This window comes from Janthinobacterium sp. CG_23.3 (assembly GCF_046115965.1).
Lineage (GTDB): Bacteria > Pseudomonadota > Gammaproteobacteria > Burkholderiales > Burkholderiaceae_D > Janthinobacterium.
In genome coordinates this window covers 71,452-83,055 of sequence record NZ_JBJXIB010000007.1, presented here as the reverse complement: position 1 = coordinate 83,055, position 11,604 = coordinate 71,452, and the positions used below count along the sequence as shown (strand labels likewise).

Annotated in this window: 10 protein-coding genes; 2 read left to right on the top strand and 8 right to left on the bottom strand. The window is 68.7% G+C overall.

The genetic code is table 11. From position 1 onward, the window contains the following. Window positions 1–92: 92 nt before the first annotated feature. The 8 genes from ACFDR9_RS04075 to ACFDR9_RS04040 all read right to left on the bottom strand — a co-directional run bounded on the left by ACFDR9_RS04075 (window position 93) and on the right by ACFDR9_RS04040 (window position 9,860). Window positions 93–2,648 (bottom strand): ATP-binding protein, encoded by a 2,556-nt coding sequence (locus ACFDR9_RS04075; RefSeq protein ID WP_409030154.1) that lies wholly within the window; start codon window positions 2,646–2,648, stop codon window positions 93–95. Between the two features lie 7 nt (window positions 2,649–2,655). Next, window positions 2,656–3,708, bottom strand: a complete 1,053-nt coding sequence (locus ACFDR9_RS04070; protein WP_232429637.1) for an ABC transporter substrate-binding protein — start codon at window positions 3,706–3,708, stop codon at window positions 2,656–2,658. Beyond that, complete coding sequence (locus ACFDR9_RS04065) at window positions 3,705–4,559, bottom strand: arginase family protein (RefSeq protein ID WP_409030153.1); 855 nt, start codon at window positions 4,557–4,559, stop codon at window positions 3,705–3,707. Before ACFDR9_RS04065 ends, ACFDR9_RS04070 begins: the two co-directional genes overlap by 4 nt. Next, complete coding sequence (locus tag ACFDR9_RS04060; RefSeq protein WP_017874774.1) at window positions 4,556–5,794, bottom strand: sulfotransferase; 1,239 nt, start codon at window positions 5,792–5,794, stop codon at window positions 4,556–4,558. Before ACFDR9_RS04060 ends, ACFDR9_RS04065 begins: the two co-directional genes overlap by 4 nt. Continuing rightward, entirely contained in the window at window positions 5,791–6,492 is a 702-nt protein-coding gene (locus tag ACFDR9_RS04055) for a methyltransferase (protein WP_017874773.1), read from the bottom strand. The genes ACFDR9_RS04060 and ACFDR9_RS04055 overlap by 4 nt, the downstream gene beginning before the upstream one ends. Window positions 6,493–6,559: 67 nt before the next feature. Next, window positions 6,560–8,206, bottom strand: coding sequence for a response regulator (locus ACFDR9_RS04050; RefSeq protein WP_409030152.1), 1,647 nt, complete (start codon window positions 8,204–8,206; stop codon window positions 6,560–6,562). Between the two features lie 252 nt (window positions 8,207–8,458). Continuing rightward, complete coding sequence (locus ACFDR9_RS04045; RefSeq protein WP_409030151.1) at window positions 8,459–8,842, bottom strand: glutaredoxin domain-containing protein; 384 nt, start codon at window positions 8,840–8,842, stop codon at window positions 8,459–8,461. 91 nt (window positions 8,843–8,933) lie between these two features. Continuing rightward, window positions 8,934–9,860 (bottom strand): LysR family transcriptional regulator, encoded by a 927-nt coding sequence (locus ACFDR9_RS04040; protein ID WP_017874770.1) that lies wholly within the window; start codon window positions 9,858–9,860, stop codon window positions 8,934–8,936. A gap of 153 nt (window positions 9,861–10,013) precedes the next feature. On the opposite strand from ACFDR9_RS04040, the gene ACFDR9_RS04035 reads away from it, so the two are divergent. Continuing rightward, a complete protein-coding gene (locus tag ACFDR9_RS04035; RefSeq protein ID WP_017874769.1) occupies window positions 10,014–10,718 on the top strand; it encodes a pirin family protein in 705 nt (234 codons plus the stop codon). A 269-nt stretch (window positions 10,719–10,987) separates the two neighbouring features. After that, window positions 10,988–11,596 carry a GTP cyclohydrolase II gene (gene ribA, locus ACFDR9_RS04030; RefSeq protein ID WP_198291976.1) on the top strand — a complete coding sequence of 203 codons (609 nt, stop codon included), beginning with the start codon at window positions 10,988–10,990 and terminating at the stop codon, window positions 11,594–11,596. The last annotated feature ends 8 nt before the right edge of the window (window positions 11,597–11,604 follow it).

Here is an 11,604-nt window from a genome sequence, read left to right as displayed (position 1 = left end):
CCCTCTCCCCTGCTTTTTTGTCTTTTTTTTTGTTTTTTTTTTTTTTTTTTTCCTCCCCCCCCCCCCCCCCCCCCCCCCCCCCCCCCCCGCCCTCACGCCGCCGGGCCCTGCTCGGCGCCCTCGAAGATTTGCGTCAGCGCGCAGCGCAACTCGCGCAGCTTGGGCGGCTTGCTCAGCACGCAGTCGACCTGCACCATGTTGTCGCTCTCCGGCACCAGCCGCTGGCCCCAGCCGGTCAGCATGATCAGCGGCGTCCGCGGCGACATGCCCTTGATCGCCGCGGCCACCTTGCGCCCGTCGACGTAGGGCATGCCGAGGTCGGTGATCACCAGCGCGAACGGCTCGTCCTGCTCCATGGCGGCGCGGAAGGTGTCGATGCCGGCTTGGCCGCCGTCGGCCGCGACCACCGCGTGGCCGTCGATTTCAAGGATGTCGCGCAGCGCCTTGAGCACCATCGGGTCGTCGTCGACCAGCAGGATGCGCAGGCTGGCGGCGATCGGGTAGGAACCGGCCGGCTGCGCCAGCTCGGCGGCGACCGCCGGCAGCAGGAAGCGCAGGCTGACCACGGTGCCCTGCCCCGGCGCGCTGCGGATGTCGATGTGGGCGCCGTGGCGCTCGATCATGCCGTACACCATCGCCAGGCCGAGGCCGGTGTCGCGCTCGCCCTTGGTGGTGAAGAAGGGCTCCAGGCAACGCCGCTTGGTGCTCTCGTCCATGCCGACGCCGCTGTCGCACACTTCCACCAGCACCACCCGCGGCAACGCCGGCGCGCCCGCCGGCGCCAGCTCCGGCTCCGGCGCCAGGCGCGTGCGCACCGTCAGCGCGCCGCCGTCCGGCATGGCGTCGACGCCGTTGAAGATCAGGTTGGTGAGCGCCTCGCGGATTTCGCCCTCGATGCCCATGATCGCCGGCAGCCCCGCCTCGAGCTCGGTGCGCAGGTCGATGACGATGCCGCGCTGCTGCGGCATGTCGCTCCAGCGCGCCCGCGTCAGGTCGACCACCTGCCGCACCAGCAGGTTGGCGTCGACCGGCGAGAGCGACAGCTGGGGCTCGCGCTGGCGGTAGAATTCGCGCATCCGCGCCACCGTCGCGGCGACGTCGTCGATGGCCCGCTCGATCACCTCGAGGCAGTGGCGCCCGTGCGGACTGAGGTTGACCTCGGTCTCGAGCAGCGACTCGGTGTACAGCGCCACCGGCGAGATGGCGTTGTTGATGTCGTGGGCGATGCCGCTGGCCATCTGGCCGAGCGCGCCCAGGCGCTCCTGCTGCATCACCGATTGCTGGGTCTGGCGCAAGTCGTCGTAGGCGCGCTGCAGCGCGCCGTACAACTGGGCCTGGTTGGCGGCCAGCGCGACGTGCTCGCTCAACTGGCGCAGGAATTCGCACTCGCCGCTGGAAAAGCTGTACGGCGCGCGCCGCGCCACCACCAGCACGCCGAACACGGTGTTCTCGGCCAGCAGCGGCGCCATCACCAGCGCGCGCAACTCGCCGCGCGCCAGCCGCTGCGGGAACGGGAACGCCACTTCGCCGATGTCGGCCTCGTAGACCAGCTCGCCGCGCACGCAGCGCGACAGGCCGTTCTCGTCGATCGGGATGCGCGACAGCTCGCTCATGGCGAATTCGCGCGCCAGTTGCTCGCTGAGCAGGCCGACGCTGGTCACCACCAGCATCTTGTTGGCCGGCTCGTACAGGCAGATGCAGCCGAAGTCGAGCGGCAACTGGTCCTCCAGGCTGCGGATGACGACCTGGAAGATGCTGCGCAGGTCTTGCCGCTCGCCGATCGAGCGGGTGATCTGGTGCAGCAGGTTGAGGCGGCCGAGCTGGGCGTGGACCTTCTGCTCGGCCTGCTGGCGCACGATGATCTCGCCGTGCAGCACCTCGTTGGCGTGCACCAGGTCGTCGCGCGAGACGGTGGTGCGCTTGAGCTTTTCGGTCATGTGGTCGAACGCCCGCGCCAGGTCGCCGATCTCGTCGGTGGTGTCGACCCCGAGCGAGAAGTCGAGGTTGCCGGCGCCGACGATCAGGGTGCCCTCGCGCAGCTTGTCGAGCGGGCGCGTGACGCTGCGCAGCGTGATGACGATGACGCCGGCCACCACCAGGATGACGATGCCGCCGAAGGTCGCCACCACCAGGTTGGCGCGCCGCTGCGCCTGCAGCACGCCTTCGCGGCTGCGCTCGGACAGGCTCAGCGCCGCCGAGATCATGGCCTGGGTCTTGTTGGTGATTTGCCCGGACAGGCGGGTTTCGAGCTCGTCGAGCACCTCGGCGCCGACCCGGCCGCCGGCGCGGTGCATGCGGTTCGTCACCAGCAGGCCGAACAGGACGTCGACGCGTTCGAGGTTGTGGCGCATGCCGGCGACGACGTCGCGCTCGTCGCCGCCGTCGAAGTCGCGCGTGGCCGCCAGCGACTTGGCCAGCGAGGCGTTGCGCTGCTGCCATTGGATGCGGGTGCGGTTTTGGTGGTGCAGCGCGTACTCGAGCGACAGGTAGCGCAGCGCCGTGACCGCCTGCAGCACCTGGCTGGCGCTCTCGTTCTTGGCCAGCTCGCGCTTCATCTGCTGGCCGGTCAGCCACAGCATCGCGACGATCACCGCCACCACGATCACGCAGAACAGTTCGGCCAGCTTGAGTCGGGTCGAGATTTTCACGGCGCCCTCAATGGATGATCGTCACGGCGGACGGCTGCACCGCCTCGAGGCCGTCGAGGTAGACGTAGTCGAGGTAGTTCGGCACCTCGGTGCGCTGCGTCATCTTGTTCTTGATGGCCCAGCGCGCCTGGTCTTCCAGCGCCAGGATCAGGCCCTGGTCGAGCACCACGCTGAAGCGGTAGCTCGGCCACGAGGCTTGCCACTTGCTCTGGTCGCCCTTGGTGCGGGCGGCCAGCACGGCGCGCGCCGCCTCCGGCTGCCCGGCGCAAAAACTGGCGCCGCGCACCAGCGCGCGCAACACCTTCTTGATGGTTTCCGGGCGGCTGGCAACATAGTTGCGCATCGCCGCCAGGTTGTAGATGCTTTCGTACACGTCCTGGCCGTAGAACACCACGGCGTTGCTGCCCAGCTGGCTCTGCATCTGCGTCAGGAACGGCTCCCAGCTGGCCACCGCGTCGACGTCGCCCTGCTCCAGCGCCGCCGCCATCTCCTCCGGCTTGTAGTTGCGCATGATCACCTCGTTCGAACGCAGCAGTTGGCGGTTGAGGAAGGCGTCCAGCGTGAAATGGCCGGAGGTGCTCAAGCTCACGCCGATGCGCTTGCCCTTCAGGCTGGCCGGCGTGACGACGCCGTTGTCGCGCCGGCCGACGATGCCGTGGTCCTTCTCGGTCTTGAAGAAACTGGCGATAACCGACACCGGACTGTCGTTCAGGCCGGCGAACATGATGGGGATGTCGGCCACCGTGCCCAGGTTGGCCTTGCCCTGCAACACCGCCTCCATCGCCGCCTTGCCGCTCGAATGCGCCTGCAGCACGGCGAGGATGCCCTCGTCGGCGAAATAGCCGCGCTCCAGCCCGGCCACCACCGGGCAGCTGCCGACGTAGTCGATATTGGTGGCGATCACCACCTGCTCGGCGTCGCCGTTGCCGGCCGGCCCGGCCGGGCGGTGCAGCCAGGCGTACAGCGCCGCCAGCGTGCCGACGGCCAGCAGCAAGGCCCAGCCCCAGGCGGCGCGGCCGCCGCCGCGGCGCGGCAAGTGCCGTTGCGGCCCGGCCATCATCGCCCCCCCCGCGGCGCGGCGGCGCGCGCCGGCTCGCCGTCGAGCTCGCGCAGCAGCGCCAGGCTGGCCAGCGCCGCCGCGTTGTCGGCGTCGCCCTCCTCGTGCCAGGCCGAGACCGACACGGCGACGATGTCCATGCCGCGCAGCGCGCGGAACAGCGCGTGCATGTCGGCCCAGCTGGGGCCGTGCTTGACGTGGTATTTCAGCGCCGGCGTGTCGGCCTCGGCGTCGACGACGTCGGTGTCCCAGTGCAGGTACAGGCTCTCGTCCGGGCGCAGGTGCGAGAGGACGGCGTCGATGCCGCAGGTGACGATGGCCGAGGACCGCACCGCCTCGGCCTCGCCGGGGTCGAGCTCGCGCGCGTCCGACAGCACGACGCGGTGCTCCGGGTAGGCTTGCACGCCGACCGCGGCGACGAAGGCGCCGATGGCGTCGCGCCCGGCTTGGCGGCGGTCGCCGCGCCCGACCAGCACCGCCAGCGGCATGCCGCCCAGGTACTGGGTCTGGGTCGTGCCCCAGGTGTGGAAGTCGCCGTGGGCGTCGAGCCAGAGGATGCGCTCGGGCGCGCGGCCGCCCTGTTGCAGCCCGGCCAGCACGCCCGAGGTCGACATGCAGTCGCCGGCGATGCACACCGGCACCAGCCCGGCCCGCACGCGCAGTTTGACGGCCTCGGCCAGGCGGGCGTAGATCAGGCCCATCCTGCGCATTTTTTCATTGGCGTCGGCGATATGCGTCTGCCGCAAATCCGGGTCGGCGATGACGTCCCAGTCGTGGCCGTCGAGGTCGGCGACGCGGCACAGGCCGGCGCGCCACTGGCCCATCAGGAAGGGCACGATCAGGTGGCGGTTCATCGCCAGCCCTCCGGCTTCATCGCGTAGCCGAGCGTGGCCATCATCGCCCGCACGTCGCGCCGCTCGCCCAGTTCCAGCATCAGTTGCTGGCGCTTTTTCCAGCGCATCGGCCGCGGCGCGTCGGTCGCCATCATCACCCGCAGCGCCGGCGGCGGCGCCATCGGCCGCGCGCCCAGGTGGTCGGTGATGCGGTTCAGCTGCGCCCCCGGCGAGGCCAGGAATTGCTCGAACGAGATGCGCAGCGCCGCCACGCCGCTGGCCAGCACCGCGCGGTGCGCCGACAACCACTGGTTCAGGCAGACCTGCTCCAGCGTCGCCTCGGTGAATTCGCGCCAGTTCGGCGGCAGGTCGAACTTCCACCAGCGCCGGCCGAACGGCGTCAGTTCGGAATAGCCGCCGATGGCCAGGCGCTGGCCGACCCGGCGCAGGTCGTGCGAGAAAAAGCCGACCGGCGAGAGCCAGCCGTCCATCAGGCCGTTGACCGACTGGGCGTAGCCGCGGCTCAGGTGCAGGTAGTGGACGCGCGCGTGCGGGAACAGTTGCTGGTAGATGCCGATGCGGTAGACGTCCGACGGCGCCTTGAACAGCACGATCTTGTTTTGCGCGTCGTGCGCCGTGAACGGGCGCTGCTGGTGGCGCGGCACGACGAAGGGCGGCTCCTCGATTTTCGCCGCCTCGTCGAAGCACGGGCCGCCGCCGCCGGCGCCGCCGTCGTCGTAGTAGTTCAGGCGCCACGGCGCGTCGCGGTACACCTCCGCCAGCACGCTGCGCTGCAAGCGCTGCTCGTCGCCGACGCCGTCCGCGGCGGCGTCGGCCAGCGCCCGCCCGATCGCCGCCGTCAGCCGCCGGTGGCCGGCCGGCTCGGCGAACAGCGCCGGGAATTGCAGCAGGCAGCGGTTGACCCAGCGCCGCTGCAGCGCCGCCGCCGGCGCGGCGTGCGGCTGCGGCACGCCCAACTCGTCGAAGATGTTGTCGGCCACCGCGGCCGGGTTGGCCAGCGCGTCCAGCGCGTCGCTGTCGGCGTTGTAGCCGAAGCCGTTGCCGGTCAGCGCCAGCAGCGGTTCGATCTCGCCGTCCAGCGAGGCGATGTCGGGATGGCCGGCGAGCACCTCCTTGAGCAGGCTGGAACCGGAGCGCGAATTGCCCAGGATGACGACGACGGTGCGCACCAGCGGCGCCAGCGGCGAGCGGCGCACGCCGCGCAAGCGGTTGACCGCGTCTATCAGTTCGCTCATGCGGCTGCCGTCGCGCGCGCCCGCTTCATGACGAAGGCGTAGAAAGTCTTGGTGCCGGCCTTGTCGGCCGAGGCCGTCGCCATCGCCCGCACCGTGAAGCCGGCCGCCTTGGCCAGCTTGCGCACCGTCTCGACCGAGCCGAAGTTGGCGTGGGCGAAGTAGATGCGCCCGTCCGGCTTCAGGTAGCGCCCGACGTCCTGGAAGAACAGCGTGTTGGTCTGGAAGTCGGTGTCCCACTGCGACTGGGCGACGACGTCGTGCGCCGGCTTGTCGCGAAACGGCAGGTTGGCGGTGATGACGTCGAACTGCTCGTCGCCGACGCCCTCGAACAGGTTGGAGCGGCGCACTTCCATGACGGCGCCGAAACCGTGCTGGCGGGCGTTGTAGCTGGCGCTCTGGATCGCCGCCGGGTTGACGTCGACGGCCAGCACCCGCCCGGCGCCCTGGTAGCAGGCGAACACGGCGATCACGCCCGAGCCGGTGCCGACGTCGAGCACGCTGTCGCCGCGGCGGATGCGGAAGTTCTGCACCAGCGGCTGGCTGTCGGTAAACGGCCAGAAGGTGTTTGGGAAGACCAGGAACTCCTTGTCGAGGTAGCGGATCGACTTGCCGCCCTCGGGCACTTCCTTGAACAGCTTCTGCCGGCCTTTTTGCCAGCGGTCTATTTGTGCATCGTTGCTGCCGGTTACGTTGTGCATGTCAGCCACCTTTCAAAAAAACTGCCCGTCGGAAGGAAAGAACTGTTTGAAAATGTGCCGCGCGCCGCTACGCGCGCTGCGGCTCGGCGCCCAGCCGCAACGCGCCGTCGATCGCCTCGCCGAAGCCGGCGACGTCGATCGGTTTGCTGATGTAGCCGAAGAAGCCGGCCGCCATGCCGCGCCGCACGTCGCTGCGCATCGCGCTGGCGGTCAGCGCGATGACCGGGATATGCGCGGTGTTGGGGTCGCTGCGCAACTGGCGCAGCGTTTCCACCCCGTCCATGCCGGGCAGGTCGAGGTCCATCAGGATCAGTTGCGGCGCGTGCAGGCGCGCCAGTTCGATGCCGCGCTGGCCGTCGGTGGCCGTCAGCAGGTCCAGGTCGGCGCGCAGGCGCAGCAATTCGCGCACCAGTTGCACGTTCATCGGGTTGTCCTCGACGTAGAGCAGGCTGCGGCGCGACCGGGCGGCGTGCTGCGGCGGCCCCGCCCGGGCGGCCTCCGGCCCGGGCGCCGGCGCCGCCGCGGCCGGCGCCGGGCCGACCCCGCGCAGCGCCAACTCGACCCAGAAGGTGCTGCCGACGCCGACCGTGCTGGTGACGCCGATCTCGGCCTGCATCGCCTCCGCCAGGCGCTTCGACAGCGCCAGCCCGAGGCCGGTGCCCTCCTCGTTCGAGCCTTCGCGGCCGAGCCGGTTGAAGGACTGGAACACGGCGTCGAGCTGCTCCTGGCTCAGGCCGGCGCCGGTGTCGCGCACGCAGATGCGCACCCGCCCGGGCCGCGCCGGCTGGCACTCCAGGGTCACCGAGCCGTGTTCGCGGTTGTACTTGATGCCGTTCGAGAGCAGGTTGACCAGCACCTGCTTGAGCCGGGTGCGGTCGGCCAGCACGTACAGCGCGGCCTGCGGCGGGAACGCCAGCGTGATGCCGCGCTGCTGCGCCAGCGGCGCGATCATGGCCTGGCAGTCGAGCAGGACCTCGGCCAGCGCGACCGGCTCGAGCGAGAGCGACAGCGCGCCGGCCTCGACCTTGGCCAGGTCGAGCACTTCGTTGATCAGCGTCAGCAGGTGGCGCCCGGCGTCGACGATGTGCCAGGCGAATTTTTTCTTTTCCTGCGGCGTCGACGGCAGCACCTCCGACGTCAGCACCTGGGCGAAGCCGAGGATGGCGTTGAGCGGGGTGCGCAGCTCGTGGCTCATGTTCGACAGGAACACCGACTTGGCGACGTTGGCGCGTTCGGCCTCCAGCTTGGCCAGTTCGAGTTCCTTGTTCATCGCGTCGAGTTCGACGGCGTGCTCGCGCGCGCGCTGTTCCAGCATCGCGTTCTTGATGCGCAGCAGGCGCGCCTCCTGCGCCCGCGCCAGGATCGGCAGTAGCGCCGCCACCTTGAACGGCTTGACGATGTAGTCGAGCGCGCCGATTTTCATCGCCAGCACCGCCGAGGCGATGCTGCCCTCGCCGGTCATGATGATGCAGGTCAGGTCGGCGTCGAGCTTGCGCGCCTCCTGCACCAGGGCGATGCCGTCGATGCCGGGCAGCATCAGGTCGGTCAGCAGCAAGTCGAAGGGTTCGCTGCGCAACAGCGTCAGGGCGGCCTCGGCGGTGACCAGGCCGGTGGTTTCATAATGGTGCGCGCCCAGCGTGTCGCACAGCGCCCGCATATGCGCCGCCTCGTCGTCGACGATGAGAATGCGGGGATGCGTGCCGGGTGTGCTCATACAGCCTCCATGCTGCCGCGGAAAATCCGGTGCCGGCGATGTGGGGCAGTCCCGTAGCGCGCCCGCCCCCAGTTGGCAATCTGGACGCTCACACTGTCGGCCGGCGTGCGCAACGGCGCATGGCATGCCCTCCTGAACAGCTGAAAATCGCAGCAACTTGTTTCAGAATAGCACCAGCCTAGGCCGCCAATATACGCGCATTGTCACCATCCTTTGCGGCGGATCAATGAAGCCCGGCCAAGGCGGCAATGCCTAGCGCACGGTGATCTTCCGGGCCAGCAACTGCGCCAACTCGCCGCTGTCGAGCAGGCTTTTCAGCTCGCTGGCGCCGCCGATCAGCACGCCGTGCACGAACACCATCGGCAGCGTCGGCCAGCCGCTCCACATTTTCAGCGCGGTGCGGCGGCGCCACTGGCTCAGGTAGCTGCCGTATTCCAGGTAGTGGTAGGGCGTGCCGAGCGTGTCGAGGATCTTGCGGGCCTTGCGCGGGAAGGGATTTTGCGCCATGCCGACCAGTACCACCGGATGGGCGGCGACGGCGGCCTTGACCTCGGCGACGATATCGGCGTGGCTGGCGCTGACCCTGGCGCGGATGGCTGGATGTAAATGCGTTTCGTCGAGGATGCTGCGGCTCATGGGAATCCCGTGGTAGAGGTGGTGGCGGCGCCGGATGGCGGCGAGGGTAATGTCTGGCGCATTGTAACGTTTGGCCGGCGCCGCGGCCGCCTCAGCCGGCCCGGCCCGGCAAATGCGCGAGCAGGCGCTGGAACAGGCCCGGCTCGCGCATGCGCTCGCGCCACCAGTGCAGCGCGGCGCCGCCCTCGCCGGCGCGCCAGGCCAGATAGAAGGTTTCGGCCGGCTTCGGCTCCTCCACCTGCTTCTCCACCAGCAGGCCGCGGGCGATGGCGGCGCGCGCGCACGGCTCCGGCAGGAAGCCGAAGCCGAGCCCGGCGACCTGGTAGTCGTACTTGCTGTGCATGCTGGGCACGGTCAGCGCGTCCTGGCCCAGCGGCAAGCCGACGGTGCGCGGCGCCAGCTGGCGGGCGGTGTCGGCCACCACCACGGCGCGGTGGTGCTGCAACTGGCCGCGCCCCAGCGGCGCCGGCTCGCGCGCCAGCGGATGGCCGGGCGCGACGGCAAAGACAAAGGACAGCGTGCCCAGCGGCTGGGCCACGTAACCGCCGCCGGCCGGGCCGTCGCCGGGCGCGCCCACCAGCAAGTCGACGCGGCGCTCAAGCAGCGCCTCCCAGGTGCCCGACAGGGCCTCGGCGACCATGCGCAAGCGGGTCTGCTGCGCCACGGCGTAAAAGGCGCGCGCGTCGGACTCGAAGGCCAGCGCCGAAAACATCGAATCGTAGCCGATGCCCAGCTCGGTTTCCCAGCCCGAGGCGACGCGGCGCACACGCTGTTCCAGGTCGTGCGCCGCCTTCAACAGGTAACGCCCCTCCTTCAACAACTCCTGGCCGGCGCGGGTCAACAGCACGCGCGGGCCGTTGCGTTCGAATACTTGCACGCCCAGGTCGCCCTCGAGTTTGGCGACGGTATAGGAAATCGTCGACGGCACCCGGTGCAATTCCTTGCCGGCCGCCGAGAACGAGCCGCGGCGGTCGATCGCGTCGACGATTTGCAGCGCTTCCAGGCTGAGTCTGAGCATTCGATTTTTTCGATAGTAAGGCTGTATATTTTCCGTTTTTTGTTTCCGGAAACGGCGCGTACACTGTGCTTCATCGAGGCGGAGATACGCGAAAGGCGGCAACGGGGCCGGTTGAAATTATCGCATATCAGCCTTAAACCAATGGAGTTAGCCATGTTACAAATTCGTCAAAGTGAAGATCGCGGCCAAGCCAACCACGGCTGGCTGGCCTCGCAGCACAGTTTCTCGTTCGGCCACTACCACGACCCGCTGCACGTCGGTTTCGGAGCGCTGCTGGTGATTAACGAAGACCGCGTCGCGCCGGCCCAGGGTTTCGGCAGCCACGGCCACCGCGACATGGAAATCCTTTCCTACGTGCTGGACGGGGCGCTTGAGCACAAGGACAGCATGGGTAGCGGTTCGGTGCTGCACTACGGCGATGTGCAGCGCATGAGCGCCGGCAAGGGCGTGCGCCACAGCGAGTTCAACCACTCGCACAGCGAAGGCCTGCACTTCCTGCAAATCTGGATCGCCCCCAACGTCAGCGGGATCGAGCCGAGCTACCAGGAAAAGCATTTCGATCCGGCCAGCAAAGCGGGGCAACTGCGCCTGGTGGCGTCGGGCGACGGCCGCGACGGCTCGGTGCTGATCCACCAGGACGCCTCGCTGTACGCCAGCATTCCGGCGCCGGGCCAGCGCCTGCAGCACCGCCTGGCGGCGGGCCGCAACGCGTATGTGCACCTGATCCGCGGCGCGCTGCTGGTCAACGGCGCCGCGCTGAAAGGCGGCGACGCGCTGAAAATCAGCGACACCGAGCTGGTCGTATTGGAACAGGCGGACGACGCCGAAGTGTTGCTGTTCGACCTGCCGCCGGTGTAATCCAGCAAAGGGCCGCGCCCGGCGTTGGCACCCAAGGCAAGCGGCCCCTTGGTTTTTGCTTGCGCCGGCATCGGCCCGGAGTGCTAGCGCTATTTGAATATAGTCGAAAAGCGGCCAACGAATTATTTCCCGTCCAAGTTTTGGTATGATGACAGGGCGCGCCGGATCTGATGCAGTCGGATCGGCGCGCCTTTTTACTTTTATCGTTACTTTTTAAGAGCACAGCCATGCAGCGCGCAGACACCCCGGTTAAAGAAGAATTGGACTATATGAGCTCTTGCGCGTTGCCGACGCCGTGGGCCCAGTTCACCCTGCACGCCTTCGTCGAACACGCCACCGGCAAGGAACACCTGGCCATGACGCTGGGCGACATCGGCGACGGCGAACCGGTGCTGGCGCGCGTCCACTCCGAATGCCTGACCGGCGACGTGCTGTTCTCGCAGCGCTGCGACTGCGGCGCCCAGCTCGAGGGCGCGCTGAAGAAGATCGCCGCCGAGGGCCGCGGCATCCTGCTGTACCTGCGCCAGGAGGGGCGCGGCATCGGCCTGATCAACAAGATCCGCGCCTACCGCCTACAGGAGGCCGGCGCCGACACCGTGCAAGCGAACGAGCAACTCGGCTTCAAGGCCGACGCCCGCAACTACGCGCTGTGCCAGCCGATGTTCGGCCAGTTCGGCATCACCAGCCTGCGCCTGATGACGAACAATCCGCGCAAGATCGACGCGATGGAAAAACTCGGCATCAAGGTCGCCGAGCGGGTGCCGCTGCTGGTCAACCGCAACGCCTTCAACCAGCACTATCTGAACACCAAGGCAAGCAAGCTCGGCCATATGATGACGCCGGCCACCCCGCCGGCGCCCGAGGACGGCGCGCTGTAGTCGTTTGT